The 16,634-nt window shown below is 66.1% G+C and carries 13 protein-coding genes and 1 tRNA gene; all 14 read right to left on the bottom strand.

Features of this window, described 5'->3' with window-relative positions:
* Window positions 1-426: 426 nt before the first annotated feature.
* Window positions 427-2,535, bottom strand: coding sequence for a polyribonucleotide nucleotidyltransferase (gene pnp / locus ABB22_RS11520; protein ID WP_055769746.1), 2,109 nt, complete (start codon window positions 2,533-2,535; stop codon window positions 427-429).
* 147 nt (window positions 2,536-2,682) lie between these two features.
* Window positions 2,683-2,943 (bottom strand): 30S ribosomal protein S15, encoded by a 261-nt coding sequence (gene rpsO / locus ABB22_RS11515; RefSeq protein ID WP_055769748.1) that lies wholly within the window; start codon window positions 2,941-2,943, stop codon window positions 2,683-2,685.
* Between the two features lie 181 nt (window positions 2,944-3,124).
* The gene (gene truB / locus ABB22_RS11510) at window positions 3,125-4,036 is read right to left on the bottom strand and encodes a tRNA pseudouridine(55) synthase TruB (RefSeq protein ID WP_055769750.1); all 912 of its coding nucleotides are present in this window, start codon (window positions 4,034-4,036) and stop codon (window positions 3,125-3,127) included.
* A gap of 152 nt (window positions 4,037-4,188) precedes the next feature.
* Entirely contained in the window at window positions 4,189-4,572 is a 384-nt protein-coding gene (rbfA, locus tag ABB22_RS11505; protein ID WP_055769752.1) for a 30S ribosome-binding factor RbfA, read from the bottom strand.
* Between the two features lie 76 nt (window positions 4,573-4,648).
* Window positions 4,649-7,312, bottom strand: coding sequence for a translation initiation factor IF-2 (infB, locus tag ABB22_RS11500; RefSeq protein WP_055769754.1), 2,664 nt, complete (start codon window positions 7,310-7,312; stop codon window positions 4,649-4,651).
* Between the two features lie 95 nt (window positions 7,313-7,407).
* Window positions 7,408-8,919, bottom strand: a complete 1,512-nt coding sequence (gene nusA / locus ABB22_RS11495; RefSeq protein WP_055769755.1) for a transcription termination factor NusA — start codon at window positions 8,917-8,919, stop codon at window positions 7,408-7,410.
* Window positions 8,920-8,923: 4 nt separating this feature from the next.
* The gene (gene rimP, locus ABB22_RS11490) at window positions 8,924-9,514 is read right to left on the bottom strand and encodes a ribosome maturation factor RimP (RefSeq protein ID WP_055769757.1); all 591 of its coding nucleotides are present in this window, start codon (window positions 9,512-9,514) and stop codon (window positions 8,924-8,926) included.
* A 198-nt stretch (window positions 9,515-9,712) separates the two neighbouring features.
* Window positions 9,713-9,789: transfer RNA gene (locus ABB22_RS11485), tRNA-Met, on the bottom strand.
* A gap of 206 nt (window positions 9,790-9,995) precedes the next feature.
* Window positions 9,996-11,456 carry an NADH-quinone oxidoreductase subunit NuoN gene (gene nuoN / locus ABB22_RS11480; RefSeq protein ID WP_055770363.1) on the bottom strand — a complete coding sequence of 487 codons (1,461 nt, stop codon included), beginning with the start codon at window positions 11,454-11,456 and terminating at the stop codon, window positions 9,996-9,998.
* Between the two features lie 37 nt (window positions 11,457-11,493).
* Window positions 11,494-13,005, bottom strand: a complete 1,512-nt coding sequence (locus ABB22_RS11475; protein WP_055769759.1) for an NADH-quinone oxidoreductase subunit M — start codon at window positions 13,003-13,005, stop codon at window positions 11,494-11,496.
* Between the two features lie 20 nt (window positions 13,006-13,025).
* Complete coding sequence (gene nuoL / locus ABB22_RS11470) at window positions 13,026-15,164, bottom strand: NADH-quinone oxidoreductase subunit L (protein WP_055769761.1); 2,139 nt, start codon at window positions 15,162-15,164, stop codon at window positions 13,026-13,028.
* A gap of 7 nt (window positions 15,165-15,171) precedes the next feature.
* Window positions 15,172-15,477 carry an NADH-quinone oxidoreductase subunit NuoK gene (gene nuoK, locus ABB22_RS11465; RefSeq protein ID WP_055769762.1) on the bottom strand — a complete coding sequence of 102 codons (306 nt, stop codon included), beginning with the start codon at window positions 15,475-15,477 and terminating at the stop codon, window positions 15,172-15,174.
* The gene (locus tag ABB22_RS11460; RefSeq protein ID WP_055769764.1) at window positions 15,474-16,133 is read right to left on the bottom strand and encodes an NADH-quinone oxidoreductase subunit J; all 660 of its coding nucleotides are present in this window, start codon (window positions 16,131-16,133) and stop codon (window positions 15,474-15,476) included. The genes nuoK and ABB22_RS11460 overlap by 4 nt, the downstream gene beginning before the upstream one ends.
* 10 nt (window positions 16,134-16,143) lie before the next feature.
* Window positions 16,144-16,632, bottom strand: coding sequence for an NADH-quinone oxidoreductase subunit NuoI (nuoI, locus tag ABB22_RS11455; RefSeq protein ID WP_055769766.1), 489 nt, complete (start codon window positions 16,630-16,632; stop codon window positions 16,144-16,146).
* Window positions 16,633-16,634: the final 2 nt, after the last annotated feature.

The following is a 16,634-nucleotide window of genomic DNA, read 5'->3' as shown; positions in this document are numbered from 1 at the left end:
AGGCCCTGCGCGAAGGTCGGGGCCGGAACTCGATGGCGACGGGCAGAGCAACGGCGCGATTCCCGCCAGCGCCTGTCCGCGGCCCAAAGATCAGGCGCTCCGCGGGGGCCTTACCGGAAAGGCGTGCCGGGCGCAGCCCGGCACTACAAGGCCGCCACGATCCGCCTCCACTGTAGAGCGCGGCAACGCCCCGCTGGAGCCTCACCGGCCAAGCCCCGCCTGGCGCCACCGGACCGCCACGATCCAATCCGACTGTAGAGCGGGGCAACGCCCCGCTGGAGCCTCATCGGCCAAGCCCCGCCTGGCGCTGCCCAGCGCCGCGGAGCATCATCGCCGTTGTCCGGAACCGGCCCCTCGGCTGCGAGGCCACCAAAAGAAAAGCGGGCCAGTGGCCCGCTTTTCCGATATCAAGCAGAGCTGTCCGGCTTATTCGGCCGACACGCCCTCGCCTTCTTCCACGGCCTTCATCGACAGGCGGATGCGGCCCTGCTTGTCCACTTCCAGCACCTTGACCTTGACCACGTCGCCTTCCTTCAGCTTGTCGCCGACCTTCTCCACGCGCTCGCTGGAGATCTGCGAGACGTGCACCAGGCCGTCCTTGCCCGGCAGGATGGTGACGAACGCGCCGAAGTCCATGATCTTGGCGACCTTGCCTTCGTAGATGCGGCCCGGCTCGACGTCCGAGGTGATCTGCTCGATGCGGGCCTTGGCGGCCTGGGCAGCGATGGCATTGACCGACGCGATGACGATGGTGCCGTCGTCCTGGATGTCGATCTGGGTGCCGGTTTCCTTGGTGATGGCCTGGATGGTCGAGCCACCCTTGCCGATCACTTCGCGGATCTTGTCCGGGTGGATCTTGATGGTCAGCAGGCGCGGTGCGTAGTCGGACAGCTCCGAACGCGGGGCGGTCAGGCCGTGGGCCATTTCACCCAGGATGTGCAGGCGGCCGGCCTTGGCCTGCTGCAGGGCCTGCTTCATGATCTCTTCGGTGATGCCTTCGATCTTGATGTCCATCTGCAGGGCGGAGATGCCCTCGGCGGTACCGGCCACCTTGAAGTCCATGTCGCCCAGGTGATCTTCGTCACCCAGGATGTCGGACAGGACGACGAAGCGCTCGCCTTCCTTGACCAGGCCCATGGCGATACCGGCCACCGGCGCCTTCACCGGCACACCGGCGTCCATCAGGGCCAGCGACGAGCCGCAGACCGAGGCCATCGACGAGGAGCCGTTCGACTCGGTGATTTCCGACACGACGCGGATGGTGTACGGGAAGGCTTCCAGCGACGGCATGACAGCCAGCACGCCACGCTTGGCCAGACGACCGTGGCCGATTTCGCGGCGCTTCGGGCCCATCATGCGGCCGCACTCGCCCACCGAGAACGGGGGGAAGTTGTAATGGAACAGGAAGTTTTCCTTGTACTCACCGGCAACGGCGTCGATGACCTGGCCGTCACGGGCGGTGCCCAGGGTGATGGTCACGATGGCCTGGGTTTCGCCGCGGGTGAACAGCGAGGAACCGTGGGTACGCGGCAGGACGCCGGTCTTCACCGCGATCGGGCGGACGGTGTCCAGCGCACGGCCGTCGATGCGGACCTTGGTGTCCAGCACCGAGTCACGCATGGTGCGGTATTCCAGCTCGCCGAATTCCTTCGACAGCTCGGCCGGGTTCCAGCCTTCGGCGGCCACGCGGCCGGCCAGGGCTTCGACCACGTCCTTCTTGATCGCCGAGATGGCGTCGCGGCGCTGCAGCTTGTCGCGCACCTGGAAGGCTTCGCCCAGACGCGGGCCGATGGCTTCCTTCAGGGCGGAGATCAGCGCGTCGTTCTTGGCCGGGGCTTCCCAGGTCGACGGCTTGGTGCCGGCTTCGACGGTCAGCTCGTTGATCGCGTTGATGACCTTCTGCATTTCGCGGTGGCCGAAGGTCACGGCGCCCAGCATCACTTCTTCGGACAGCAGCGCGGCTTCGGATTCGACCATCAGCACGGCATTGGAGGTACCGGCGACGACCAGCTCCAGCTGCGAGTCAGCCAGTTCGCTGACGGTCGGGTTCAGGATGTACTCGCCGTTCTTGTAGCCGACCTTGGCGGCGCCGATCGGACCCATGAACGGGGTACCGGCCAGGGCCAGGGCAGCCGAAGCGCCGATCAGGGCCGGGATGTCACCATCCACGTCCGGGTTCAGCGACATCACCGTGGCGATGATCTGCACTTCGTTCTTGTAGTCTTCCGGGAACAGCGGGCGGATCGGACGGTCGATCAGGCGCGAGATCAGGGTTTCCTTCTCGGTCGCACGGCCTTCGCGCTTGAAGAAACCACCCGGGATACGGCCGCCGGCGTAGAACTTCTCCTGGTAATCAACGGTCAGCGGGAAGAAGTCCTGGCCTTCGCGCGCACTCTTGGCGGCGACGGCGGTGACCAGCAGTACGGTGTCGTCCATCTTGACGATGACGGCACCGCTGGCCTGACGGGCGACTTCGCCGGTCTCAAGCGTGACGGTGTGCTTGCCGTACTGGAAGGTTTTGGTGATTTTTGCCACGGAGGGTGTCCTTGGGGATGCTGTCTGCGAATGGACCGTCGGCGACCCTTGTCGCCAGCGGGCGGCCGGTTGTTCCGGTCCCGGGAATGCTGTTGAACTGCAAAAACAAAACCGCGGCGCATCGCTGCGCCGCGGAGGGGTTGCTGCTTAGCGACGCAGGCCAAGCTTTTCGATCAGGCCCTTGTAGCGCTCGACGTCCTTCTTCTTCAGGTAGTCGAGCAGGCTGCGGCGGCGGTTGACCAGCTGCAGCAGGCCGCGGCGGCTGTGGTGATCCTTCTTGTGGAGCTTGAAGTGTTCGGTCAGCTGCTCGATGCGGGCGGTCAGCAGGGCGACCTGGACTTCCGGCGAACCGGTGTCGTTGGCGCCGCGCTTGTTGTCTTCAATAACTTTCTGGGTGTCGATCGACATGATGTTTTCTCTGGATGCGTGGCCGGCAGGAACGTGCTGATGACGCACCGCGCAGCTCGCCGTTTAAGGAATGCGGACCGCCGACGGCGGACCGGTGCCCGGCAAAGGGCCGCAGAATTGTAACGATACGCGCCTGTCGCGACAAGGCGCGACTGGGTTCCGGACAGCAAACAGCGGCCATTCAGAGATTGAAGCGGCGTTGCGGCGCCAGCATTCCGGCCGCATCCACCTGCCCCAGTCCCAGCACCCTGCCATCGTCGGCGAACACCGCCACCAGGCCCTGCGGCCACGATGGCTCGCGCAGGCGCTGGCCCATGCAGAAGCGCTGCGCGCGGCCAGCGTCCAGCTGGACCCGGCCGAAATGGCTCAGTCCCGCCTCCAGCGGCAGCAGCCATTCCAGCAGGGCCGCATCGTCCCCGCCCTCGGCCAGGACGCGCAGTTCGTCCAGGCCGATCATGCGCGGGGACAGGAACGGCTCCACCCACAGCCGGCGCAGCGCGGTGATGTGCGCACCGCAGCCCAGCCGCTCGCCCAGGTCGCGGGCGATGCTGCGGATATAGGTTCCCGAGCCGCAGGTCACGCGCAGCCGCAGCCGCTCCGGCTGCTGCTCCAGCACCTCGATGGACTGCACGTGGACATCCCGCTCCGGTGCCTCGATGGCTTCGCCACGACGCGCCTTCACATACAGTGGCTCGCCGCCCTGCTTCAGCGCCGAGTAGATCGGGGCGCGCTGGCGGATGTGCCCGGTCAACGGCTCCAGCGCCTGCCGCAGCGCCTGCGCGTCGATGGCCGGTACGGGGCGCTGCAGCAGCACCGCGCCATCGGCATCGTCGGTATCGGTGGTCGCGCCCAGCGCGATGTCGGCATCGTAGGCCTTGGCCGAGCCCAGCAGCAGCCCGGCGATCTTGGTTGCCTCGCCGAAGCACAGCGGCAGCAGGCCGGTAGCCAGCGGATCGAGGCTGCCGGTATGCCCGCCCTTCTCCGCCCTGAACAGGCGCCGCGCCACCTGCAGCGCAGTGTTGGAACTCATGCCGGCAGGCTTGTCGAGCAGGACGATGCCGTCCAGACGGCGGAATTGGATACGGGGACGCATGCAACACCCTTGTCGGACCGGCGCGGTCGTCCGCATGCCGGCGGGAACAGGAGGAAACCGGCACCCCGCCGCCGGTCGGACCGGAAGCGGTGGGTGTCGTACAGGAACGGAGGATGCCCAGCAGAAATGGTCGGCGCAACGCCGGGCCGGACTTACTCGTCGTCGGCTTCGCTGCCGGCCTGCGCCGCCAGCGTATCCGGCAGATCGCGCAGCAGATTGTCGATGCGCTCGCCGCGATCCACCGAATCGTCGTAATGGAAATGCAGCTCCGGCACATGGCGCAGCTTCATCGCACGGGCCAGGGCCATGCGCAGCTCGCCGGCCAGCTCGCGCAGACCCTTGACCGCCTCGACCGAACGCTCCGGCATCAGCGCGGTGACGAACACCTTGGCATGGGCCATGTCACGGGTGACTTCCACGTCCGAAACGCTGACCGATGGCAGCCCGTGCTCGCGCACGGCGGCATGCACCAGCGTGCCCAGATCGCGGCGGATCTGCGCGGAAACTCGGTCGGTACGGTGGAAGGTCTTGGGCACGGATTCTCGCTCGTCTGATTGCTGCGGGGGAAAGCGTGGCCGGCCCGCATCGCGCGGGCCGGCCGGTACTGCGTTGTTACAGGGTGCGCGGCACTTCGATGCGCTCGAAGCATTCGATCTGGTCGCCGGCCTTGACGTCGTTGTAGGCCTTCACGCCGATACCGCACTCGGTACCGTTGCGGACTTCCTCGACGTTTTCCTTGAAGCGGCGCAGCGATTCCAGTTCGCCCTCGAACACCACCACGCTGTCGCGCAGCACGCGGATCGGCTTGTTCCGCTTGACCACGCCCTCGACCACCATGCAGCCGGCGACCGCGCCGAACTTGGAACTGCGGAACACGTCGCGGACCTCGGCGATGCCGATGATCTCTTCGCGGATCTCCACGCCCAGCAGGCCCGAAGCCACCTGCTTCACCTGGTCGATCACGTCATAGATGATCGAGAAGTAACGCAGGTCCACGCCATTGGATTCGATGATGCGGCGGGCCGAAGCGTCCGCACGCACGTTGAAGCCGATGACCGTGGCCTTGGAAGCTACCGCCGAGTTGGCGTCGGATTCGGTGATGCCGCCGACGCCGGAATGGATCACGTTGATCCGGATCTCGTCGTTGGACAGCCCCACCAGCGACTGGCTCAGCGCCTGCACCGAGCCCTGGACGTCGGCCTTGATCAGCAGGTTCAGCACCTGCTGGCCTTCGCCCTTGCCCATCTGCGCCATGATGTCTTCCATGCGGCTGCCCGCCGTGGCGACCAGGCGCGACTCGCGACGCTTGGTTTCACGCTGCTGCGCGACGTCCTTGGCCAGGCGCTCGTCCTCGACCACGACGAAGTCGTCGCCGGCATCCGGCACGCCGGACAGGCCCAGCACCTGCACCGGGATGGACGGGCCGGCCTCGGCAACCTGCCGGCCGGTCTCGTCGAACAGCGCACGCACGCGGCCGTACTGGATGCCGCACACCAGGTAGTCGCCCTTCTTGAGCTGACCCTGCTGCACCAGCACCGTCGCGACCGGGCCACGGCCCTTGTCCAGCGCCGATTCGATGACCACGCCGGCGGCGCGGCCTTCGGCCACGGCCTTCAGCTCCAGCACTTCGGCCTGCAGCGAAATCGCATCCAGCAGGTCGTCGATGCCCAGGCCGGTCTTGGCCGAGATTTCCACCATCTGCGTGTCGCCACCGAAATCCTCGGCCACGACCTGCTCGGCGAGCAGTTCGTTCTTGACCCGCATCGGATCGGCGGTGGACTTGTCGATCTTGTTGATCGCCACCACGATCGGCGCATTGGCCGCGCGGGCGTGCTGGATGGCTTCCTTGGTCTGCGGCATGACGCCGTCGTCGGCCGCCACCACCACCACCACCACGTCGGTCAGCTGCGCGCCGCGGGCGCGCATCGAGGTGAACGCGGCGTGGCCCGGGGTGTCGAGGAAGCTGATCACGCCCTTCGGCGTTTCCACGTGGTACGCGCCGATGTGCTGGGTGATGCCGCCGGCCTCGCCGTTGGCGACCTTGGTGCGGCGGATGTAGTCCAGCAGCGAGGTCTTGCCGTGGTCGACGTGGCCCATGATGGTGACCACCGGCGGACGCGGCACGGCGTCGCCGTGATCGGCATCGGTGATGGCCAGCAGCGCGTCTTCGGCATCGTTGTTGCCGGCACGCACCACCTTGTGGCCGAGTTCCTCGGTCACCAGCGCGGCGGTGTCGTGGTCGATGGACTGGGTGATGGTCGCCATCACGCCCATCTTGAACAGCGCCTTGACCACCTCGCCGCCCTTCAGCGCCAGCTTCTGCGCCAGATCGGCCACGGTGATGGTGTCGCCGATGGCGACCTCGCGCACCACCGGTGCGGTCGGACGCTCGAAGCCGTGGCTGCCGCCACCGCCGCGCGACTGCTCGTTGCCGCGACGACCCTGCGGCGCGCGCGCGCCGGGGCGGCCGCGCGAATTGCTGTTGTTGCCGCGGCGGGCGCGATCGGACGGCGACAGGTGCAGCTGACCGCCGAAGCGCTTGCCACCCTCGTCTTCCGACTGGCCGCCACGGGACGACTTGTTGCCCGGCTTGGCATGCGCGCTGCCGCGATCGTCGCGCGCAGGTGCCGGAGCCGCGGGGCGCGGCGTGGTCGAGGTGGTGCGCGTAGGACGCGGCGTCAGCGTCTCGATGATCGGCTGCCTGACGGCCGGCGCCGCAGGCGTGGCCTTGGCCGCTTCGGCCGCCTTGGCGGCATCCTCCGCAGCCTGGCGCTCGGCCTCCGCGCGCTCGCGCTCGGCATCTTCGGCCGCCTTCTGGCGCGCCACGATCTCCTCGTCGCGCGCACGGTCCTTCTCGGCCAGCATGCGCTGCTCGTCGAGGTTGCGCTGGCGCGACTCCTCGAGCTTGCGCAGGATCTCGGCGCGCTCGGCATCCGCATCCATCGGCGCGCCGGCAGCCGGCTTGACGTAGGTGCGCTTCTGGCGCACCTCGACATTGACCGTGGTCTTGCTGCGGCCGGCATTGACGGTCACTTCCTGCTGCGTACGGCGGCTCAGGGTGATCTTCTTCGGCGCGGCGTCAGCCTCGTCGGCGACCGGCTCGTCCTTGCCGTGGGAACGGCGAAGGAAACCGAGCAGCTTCACTTTCTCGGCGCTGGTCACGACCTGGTCGGGACCGCTGAACTTCATGCCGGCCTGGGCCAGCTGTTCCAGCAGTTTCTCCACCGGCGTATTGACCAGTTGGGCGAGCTTGCGGATGGTGGTTTGCTGCGACATTCGGATCCTATGATCTTGTTGGCGCCCCCTCGATACGGACGAAGGCAGCGCGGAGTCTACGCCCTGAGCGGCTCAGGGCACTGTTCATCGCTGGCTCATTCGCCGCGCTCCAGACGGGCGATCTCCTCGGCGCGGGCGGCCAGGACCAGCGCCGCTGCGCGCTCCAGGTCCATGCCTTCGATGCCGAACTCCAGGATCTCGTCGGCAGCCAGGTCCGACAGATCCTCACTCGTGCGCACGCCGTTGCCGGCCAGCGCATAGGCCGTTGCCTCGTCCATGCCCGGCAACGCCAGCAGGTCTTCGGCCGGCACGCCTTCCTCGGCGCCCTCTTCCACCGCCAGCGCTTCGTTCAGCAGCGCATCGCGGGCGCGGGCGCGCAGCTCCTCGACGATGTCCTCGTCGAAGCCCTCCACCGCCAGCAGTTCGCCGATCGGCACGTAGGCGATTTCCTCGACGGTGCTGAAGCCCTCGCTGACCAGGATGCCGGCGATTTCCTCGTCCACTTCCAGCTTGTCCATGAACAGCTGGCGGGCGACGGCCTGCTCGGCCTCCGACTTGGCGGCGACCTGGTCCTGGGTCATCACGTTGAGCTGCCAGCCGGTAAGGCGGCTGGCCAGGCGCACGTTCTGGCCGCCCTTGCCGATGGCCTGGGCCAGGCGCTCTTCGGCCACGGCCAGATCCATCGAGTGCTTTTCCTCATCGACGATGATGGACTGCACTTCGGCCGGCGCCATCGCATTGATGACGAAATTGGCCGGGTTCTCGTTCCACAGCACGATGTCCACGCGCTCGCCGTTGAGCTCGTTGCTCACGGCCTGCACGCGCGAGCCGCGCATGCCGATGCAGGCACCGATCGGATCGGTGCGGCTGTCGTGGGCAATGACCGCGATCTTGGCGCGGTCGCCCGGATCGCGGGCGCAGGCCTTGATCTCGACCAGGCCCTGGCCGACTTCCGGCACTTCCAGCTTGAACAGCTCGATCATGAATTCCGGCGCGGCGCGGCTGATGAACAGCTGCGGGCCACGCGGCTCCGAGCGCACTTCGGCCAGGTAACCGCGCACGCGGTCGCCTGCGCGCAGCACGTCGCGCGGAATGCCCTTGTCCTTCGGGATGAAGGCCTCGGCGTTGCCGCCCAGGTCGACGTAGATGTTGCCGCGCTCGGCGCGCTTGACCACGCCGGTCACCAGTTCGCCGACGCGATCCTTCCACGCGTCCACGACCTGCTGGCGCTCGGCCTCGCGCACGCGCTGCACGATCACCTGCTTGGCGGCCTGCGCGGCGATGCGACCGAAGTCGGGGTTCTCGATCTGCTCTTCGATGTAGTCGCCGATCTCGACGCCATCGGCCTCGTCGATCGCGTCCATCATGCGGATCTGGCGGTCCGGCGATTCCATCACCACGTCGTCGGCCACGACCTCCCAGCGGCGGAAGGTCTCGTAGCTGCCGTCCTTGTGGTCGATCGCCACGCGCGCCAGCACGTCCTGGTCCACATAGCGCTTCTTTGCCGCCGAGGCGAGCGCGGCCTCGATCGCATCGAAGATCACTTCGCGCGGCACGCCTTTCTCATTGGCGACCGCGTCGACTACCAGCAGAAGTTCCTTGCTCATCGGCTTACTCCGCGCGCGGCTTGCGGGCCGCGGTTTCGTTATTGGATTTGTTCTTGGCCGCGCCGCCCTGCTTGGGGGCCGGACCGGTCGGTTTGGTCGGAGCGAGGCCGAGCGCGGCCCAGTCCGGAATGATGCGCGCCTTGTCGATGTTGTCGAAGGCGGCCACGAACGGCCTGCCATCGACGGTGAAGGTCACGGTGCCGGCGGCCGCGTCCACCGCGGCGATCTCGCCCTGCAGTCGGCGGCGGTTCTCCTGCGGCAGCTTCAGGCCGACCTTGGCCGACTCGCCCAGGTGCCGTTCGAACTGCTCCAGCGTGAACAGCGGGCGGTCCACGCCCGGCGAGGACACTTCCAGCGTGTAGTTGCCGCTGATCGGATCCTCGACGTCCAGCTGCGCGGACACCTCGCGGCTCACCCGCTCGCAGTCGTCGATGTTGACCACGCGCTCGGGCTGCTCGGCCAGCGGCACGTCGATGTACAGGCGCAGCGTTGCGCCGCCCGGCGCCGGCAGATACTCGGCGCCCAGCAGATCCAGGCCCAGCGCCTGCACGGTGGGGCCCAGCAGATTCGCGATTTCAGTAGCCTTGTCGCTCACAGCCTGCCTTGATTTCGATAATGGTGATAACGGAAAAACCCAGCCGGACTTTTCGTTTTGCGGAAACAACAAAGGGCCCGACTGGGCCCTTTGTCCGGTATGAATCCGGTGACTGGATTCCGGTTGAAGAAACGGAAGCAAGCGTTTCTTCGAGCCCAGATTCCGCCTTCGACAATCAAGATTGAAGAAGACTGAAACTGGTAGCGGGGGCAGGATTTGAACCTGCGACCTTCGGGTTATGAGCCCGACGAGCTGCCAGACTGCTCCACCCCGCAGCAGAAGCGGAATTATGAAGTAATTGGACCGTTACCGCAAGTCTTTTTTACTTCATTGTTTCAGGAAACCCGGGGGTTCCGCCGAAACCCGGAACGATCCCGTTCCGGTCGACCATCTTGCGATGGTCCGGCGACGCCGGCTTGCCAGCGTCGCCATCAACTCAGGGCGCGCATATTACATGAATCGCGCCGTTTTGTATCGTTTTTTACGACAAATGTGCAAATGCGTTGCGCATCCAGGCCAGCAGCGGCCCCAAGGCCACCGGCAGCACCAGCAACGCCACGCAGTTCACGCCCAGCACGATGCCCAGGATGCGGTCGTTGTTGCGCGCCAGCGGCTCGCCCACCGGCTCGTCGAAATACATGACCTTGACCACGCGCAGGTAGTAGAAGCAGCCCACCACCGCGCTGATCACGCCCAGGATCACCAGCCACAGCAGGCCACCGTTGACCGCGGCGCCCAGCACCGCCAGCTTGGCCCAGAAGCCCAGGAACGGGGGGATGCCGGCCAGCGAGAACATGGCACACAGCATCAGGCCGGCCATCCACGGGTTGCGCGCGTTCAGGCCCTTGAAGTCGTCGATGCTCTCGGCTTCGAAACCGGCACGGGACAGGGCGATGATCACGCCGAAGGCCGCGGTGGACATGATCGCGTAGGCCACGGCATAGAACATCGCCGCCGAGTAGCCCGCCGCGCCGCCGCCGGCCACGCCCATCAGCAGGAAGCCGATGTGCGAGACGGTCGAATAGGCCAGCATGCGCTTGAGGTTGGTCTGGGCGATGGCCATCAGGTTGCCGACCACCAGCGACAGCGCCGACAGGCCGGCCAGCACGTACTGCAGTTCGGTCGACAGCGGACCGACGCCGGCTTCCAGCAGGCGGTAGGCCATGCCGAACGCGGCCAGCTTCGGTGCCGAGCTGATGAACAGCGCGATCGGCGCCGGGGCGCCCTGGTAGACGTCCGGCAGCCACATGTGGAACGGCGCGGCGCCGAGCTTGAAGGCGACGCCGGCGACCATGAACACCGCGCCGGTCAGCAGCAGCATGCGCTCGTCCGAGTGCGCGGCGGCGGCATGGATCACGTCCAGGTGCAGCGAGCCGGTGGCGCCGTAGATCAGCGACATGCCGTACAGCAGCAGGCCCGAGGCCAGCGAGCCGAGCACGATGTACTTCATGCCCGCTTCCGCGGCCAGCTTGTTCTCGCGGTTGCTTGCCACCAGGGCGTAGGAACACAGCGCCAGCAGTTCCAGCCCCAGGTAGACCATCAGCAGGCTGCCGGCCGAGACCAGGATCATCATGCCCGCGGTGGCGAACAGGACCAGTACCGCGATCTCACCCTGGTACAGGCTGCGCTCGCGCAGGTAGCTCCAGCCATAGACCAGGGTCAGGCCGCTGACCAGCACCACCACGGTCTTCATGATGTCGGCGGCGTTGTCGCGGATGAACATGCCATGGAACACCTCGCCCTGCCCGCCCACGCCGCCAAGCAGCAGCGCGAAGGCGACAGCGAGGATGGCGACCGACAGGAAGTGGGTCCAGACCTTGTGGCGGTTGCTGATGAACAGGTCGAGGATCAGCAGGGCGAAAGCTCCGCCGATCACCACCAGTTCGGGCAGCAGCGGCGGGAGGTCGGCGGCGGTCAACGGCAGTAGCGTCGGCGTTGTCATCATCAAATCCTGGAATCAATACTCTCGACGGGGCCGCTTACAGCAGCTTGCTCGATGCGATCTGCATCGCCAGCTTGGCGATGGAGGGCTCCATCAGTTCGGTCAGCGGCCGCGGATACACGCCCAGCGCCAGCGTACCGACGGCGAACACGCCCAGCACCAGCCATTCGCGTCCGTTGATGTCCTTCATCTCGGCCACGTGGGCGTTGCCCACTTCACCGAAGAACACGCGCTTGTACAGCCAAAGCGAATAGGCCGCGCCGATGATCAGCGTGGTGGCCGCGCCCAGCGCCACCAGCGGCTCCCACTGGAAGCTGGCCAGCACCACCATGAACTCGCCGACGAAACCGCTGGTGCCCGGCAGGCCGGAGTTGGCCATGAAGAACAGCAGCGCGAAGGCGGCGAACCAGGGCATCACGTTGACCACGCCGCCGTAGTCGGCGATGCGTCGGGTATGCAGGCGGTCGTAGAGCACGCCGATGCAGGAGAACATCGCGCCGGACACGAAGCCGTGCGAGATCATCTGCACCATCGCACCCTGCAGGCCCAGGCGCGCGGCGTCGGCATTGCCGGCCTCGCGCACCAGCCACAGGGCGGTGAAGGTACCCAGGGTGACGAAGCCCATGTGCGCGACCGAGGAGTAGGCCACCAGCTTCTTCATGTCGTCCTGCACCAGCGCCACCAGGCCGACGTAGATCACCGCCACCAGCGACAGCGCGATCACCAGCCAGGCCCATTCGCTGCTGGCGTCCGGCACGATCGGAAGGTTGAAGCGCAGGAAACCGTAGCCACCGATCTTCAGCGCGATCGCGGCCAGGATCACCGAACCGGCGGTCGGCGCTTCCACGTGCGCGTCCGGCAGCCAGGTGTGCACCGGGAACATCGGCACCTTGACCGCGAAGGCAATCAGGAACGCGAAGAATATCCAGGTCTGCTCCCTGCCCGACAGCTGCAGCTGGTACAGGTCGGCCAGCTGGAAGCTGCCGCCCTTGATGTACAGGTAGATCAGCGCCACCAGCATCAGCACCGAGCCGAGGAAGGTATAGAGGAAGAACTTGATCGCCGCGTAGATGCGGCGCGGCCCGCCCCATACGCCGATGATCAGGAACATCGGGATCAGCATGGCTTCGAAGAACACGTAGAACAGCATCGCGTCGGTGGCGGCGAAGATGCCCACCGTCACGCCTTCCAGGATCAGGAAGGCGGCCACGTACTGGTTCACGCGCTTGTCGATCACGCCCCAGGCGCCGATCAGCGCCAGCACGCCCACCAGCGTGGTCAGCAGCACCAGCGCGATGGCGATGCCGTCGACGGCCAGGTTGTAGCCGATGCCGTAGGCCGGGATCCACGGGTGCTGCTCGACGAACTGCATCACCTCGGCGGCGGTGCGGTCGTAGCCGGCGAGCAGGCCGAGGCTCAACAGGAAGGTGAGCAGTGCCACCGCCAGGGACGCCCAACGGGCGGCCTGGGCGTTGCGCACGGCAAGAATCAACGCACCGCCGAGGATCGGCAGCCAGATGAGGATACTGAGTAGGGGCCAGTTCGACACGTCTTCTTATTCCGTACAGGTCAACGCCAGAAATGCATCAGCAGGCCCAGCAGGGCAATCAGGCCGATGATCATCACGAAGGCGTAGTGGTAGAGGAAACCGGATTGGGTGCGGCGCAGCAGGTTGGCGGCCAGCTCGACCACGCGGGCCGCACCGTTCACCACCCCGTCGACCACGTTGCTGTCCACGGCGCGCGCGGCCTTGCCGAGCTTGACGCTGCCGCCGGCGAAACCTTCGATCCACAGCTTGTCGAAGCCGTACTTGTTCTCCAGCACCGAAACCACCGGCGCCAGGGCCTTGCGGGACCGGCCGGCCAGTTCCGGCTTCCAGATGTAGAACACCCAGGCCAGGACGAAACCGGCGACGGTCAGGATGAATGCAGGCGCGGTCAGGCCATGCAGCGCGAACTGCACGGCGCCATGCCAGCCTTCCTTGCCCACTTCGGCGATGGTGTCGCGCGCCGGGTCGTAGAAGTCGACGATGCCGGTGAAGAAGGACATCACCTGCCCCGGGATGCCGTTGCCGCTGGCATGACCGGCCCAGTCGGTGCCGAACAGCATCGGACCGGCGGTGAAGAAGCCGATGAGGATCGACGGGATCGCCAGCAGGACCAGCGGCAGGGTCACCACCCAGGGCGACTCGTGCGGCTCGTGCGCGCCATGGCCATGATGCTCGTCATGGTGGTGCGCGTCATGGCCGTGGTCCTCGTGCGCGTCGCGGAAACGCTCCTTGCCGAAGAACGTCAGGAACAGCAGGCGGAAGCTGTAGAAGCTGGTGACGATCACGCCGCCCAGCACCGCCCAGTAGCCGTAGGTGGCTACCCAGCTGTCGGACGCGTGGGCATGCAGCTCGGCCGCCTCGATGATGGTGTCCTTCGAGTAGAAACCGGAGAAGAACGGCGTGCCGACCAGGGCCAGGGTGCCGATCCACATGGTGATGTGGGTGATCGGCATGTACTTGCGCAGGCCGCCCATCTTCATCATGTTCTGCTCGTGGTGCATGCCGATGATGACCGAGCCGGCACCGAGGAACAGCAGCGCCTTGAAGAAGGCATGGGTCATCAGGTGGAACACCGCGCCCGAGTAGGCGGACACGCCCAGCGCCACGGTCATGTAGCCCAGCTGCGACAGCGTCGAGTAGGCGACCACGCGCTTGATGTCGTTCTGCACGATGCCGATCAGGCCGGTGAAGAAGGCCGTGGTCGCACCGATGAACAGGATGAAGTTGAGCGCCGTCTGCGACAGCTCGAACAGCGGCGACATGCGGGTGACCATGAAGATGCCGGCGGTCACCATCGTCGCGGCGTGGATCAGCGCCGAGATCGGGGTCGGGCCTTCCATCGAGTCCGGCAGCCACACGTGGAGCGGCACCTGCGCCGACTTGCCCATCGCGCCGATGAACAGGCAGATGCAGATCAGCGTGGCGATCGACCAGATCACCGGCTCGCCCAGCACCTGCACCGGGTGGCCGAACAGGTTGATCGAGCCGGACCACACCTGGATCAGCGCGTTCGGGTCGTTCAGCAGCGGCGCGTTGGCGAACACGGTCGCGTAGTCCAGGGTGCCGAACACCCACAGCACGCCGGCGATGCCCAGCAGGAAGCCGAAGTCGCCCACGCGGTTGACCAGGAAGGCCTTCATGTTGGCGAAGATCGCGCTCGGCTTCTTGAAGTAGAAGCCGATCAGCAGGTACGACACCAGGCCCACCGCTTCCCAGCCGAAGAACAGCTGCAGGAAGTTGTTGCTCATCACCAGGGTGAGCATGGAGAAGGTGAACAGCGAGATATAGCTGAAGAAGCGCTGGTAGCCGTCATCGTCGGCCATGTAGCCGATCGAGTAGACATGCACCAGCAGCGACACGAAGGTCACCACCACCATCATCATCGCGGTCAAGCGGTCGACCATGAAGCCGACGTGCGCCGAATACTGGCCGACTTCGAAGAAGGTATAGAGGTTCTGGTTGAACGGCTGCGCCCCGCCCCACAGCAACTGGTACAGGGTGTGCATCGACAGCGCGCAGCTGACCGCCACGCCGAGGATGGTGGCGTACTGGGCGCCCTTGCGCCCCACCTGGCGACCGAACAGGCCGGCGATGACGCTGCCGAGCAGCGGTGCCAGCACCACTGCGATCAACAGGCTCTTGGAGAGAGTGATTTCCATCTGTGGGTCAGCCCTTCAACGAATCGACTTCGCCCACGTTGATGGTGTGGCGGGTACGGAACAGGGTCACCAGGATCGCGAGGCCGATGGCGGCTTCCGCCGCGGCCACGGTCAGGATGAAGAACACGAACAGCTGGCCGGCGGTATCGCCGAGCTGACGCGAGAAGGCGACGAAGTTGATGTTCACCGACAGCAGCATCAACTCGACCGACATCAACAGCACGATGATATTCTTGCGGTTGAGGAAGATGCCGGCGACGGAGATGCAGAACATCACCGCGCCAAGAGCGAGCATGTGGCCCAGGGAAATCATGGCTTGGCCTCCTCGCCGCCTTCGTTGTGCTTGGTATCGGTCAGCACGACCGGCTTCTCGGCCGCCATCTTCACGATGCGCAGGCGGTCGCTGGCGCGGACGCGGGTCTGCTCGGACGGATTCTGCGTCTTCACGCCGGTACGGCGGCGCAGGGTCAGCATCACCGCGGCGATCACCGCCACGGTCAGGATCACCGCGGCGAACTCGAACGGCAGCAGGTATTCGGTGAACAGGCTGCGCGCCAGCCAGGTGACATTGGAGTTGTCGGCGGCGACGGCGGCCGCGTTGTCGGCCGGGAACGGCACGGCCATGCGCGCCTTGATGCCGATCAGGGTCAGCATCTGCACCAGCATCACCACCGCGACGACCAGTCCGACCGGCAGGTAGCGCACCCAGCCTTCGCGCAGGCTGGCGGTTTCCACGTCGAGCATCATCACCACGAACAGGAACAGCACCATCACCGCGCCGACGTACACCAGCACCAGGGTGACGCCGAGGAACTCGGCACCGACCAGCAGCCACACGCAGGCGATGGAGAAGAAGGTCAGGATCAGGCACAGCACGGCATACACCGGGTTGCGCACGCTGATCACCGACAGGGCCGAAAGCCCCGCCACGATCGAGAAGAACCAGAAAGCGATATTTACCCAATCCATCTTTCGGTCCTCAGCGGAAGGCGGCGTCGGCGGCGCGGCGTTCGGCGATCTCGGCTTCCAGCCGATCACCGATGGCCAGCAGCTGCGGCTTGGTGACGATGTTCTCGCCACGGTTCTCGAAGTGGTACTCGAGGATGTGGGTTTCCACGATCGAGTCCACCGGGCAGCTCTCCTCGCAGAAACCGCAGAAGATGCACTTGAACAGGTCGATGTCGTAGCGCGTGGTGCGGCGGGTGCCGTCCTCGCGCTTGGCCGAATCGATGGTGATGGCCAACGCCGGGCACACCGCCTCGCACAGCTTGCAGGCGATGCAGCGTTCCTCGCCGTTCGGGTAGCGGCGCAGCGCGTGCAGGCCGCGGAAGCGCGGCGACTGCGGGAACTTCTCCATCGGGTACAGCACGGTGTACTTGGGCTTGAACGCGTACTTCAGCGTCAGCCACATGCCGGAGACCAGCTCCAGCAGCAGCAGGCTCTTGAAATAGTGGGTGATCTTTTTCATGA

This window comes from Stenotrophomonas nitritireducens, from assembly GCF_001431425.1.
GTDB lineage: Bacteria > Pseudomonadota > Gammaproteobacteria > Xanthomonadales > Xanthomonadaceae > Stenotrophomonas > Stenotrophomonas nitritireducens.
This window is presented reverse-complemented; position numbering and strand designations above follow the sequence as displayed.

Excerpts from the sequence above, each read along its gene's own strand:
- rpsO (WP_055769748.1), bottom strand. The coding sequence starts at position 2,943 with ATGTCGATCGACACCCAGAAAGTTATTGAAGACAACAAGCGCGGCGCC.
- truB (WP_055769750.1), bottom strand. The coding sequence starts at position 4,036 with ATGCGTCCCCGTATCCAATTCCGCCGTCTGGACGGCATCGTCCTGCTC.
- infB (WP_055769754.1), bottom strand. The coding sequence starts at position 7,312 with ATGTCGCAGCAAACCACCATCCGCAAGCTCGCCCAACTGGTCAATACG.
- nusA (WP_055769755.1), bottom strand. The coding sequence starts at position 8,919 with ATGAGCAAGGAACTTCTGCTGGTAGTCGACGCGGTCGCCAATGAGAAA.
- nuoN (WP_055770363.1), bottom strand. The coding sequence starts at position 11,456 with ATGACAACGCCGACGCTACTGCCGTTGACCGCCGCCGACCTCCCGCCG.
- nuoL (WP_055769761.1), bottom strand. The coding sequence starts at position 15,164 with ATGGAAATCACTCTCTCCAAGAGCCTGTTGATCGCAGTGGTGCTGGCA.
- nuoK (WP_055769762.1), bottom strand. The coding sequence starts at position 15,477 with ATGATTTCCCTGGGCCACATGCTCGCTCTTGGCGCGGTGATGTTCTGC.
- ABB22_RS11460 (WP_055769764.1), bottom strand. The coding sequence starts at position 16,133 with ATGGATTGGGTAAATATCGCTTTCTGGTTCTTCTCGATCGTGGCGGGG.
- nuoI (WP_055769766.1), bottom strand. The coding sequence starts at position 16,632 with ATGAAAAAGATCACCCACTATTTCAAGAGCCTGCTGCTGCTGGAGCTG.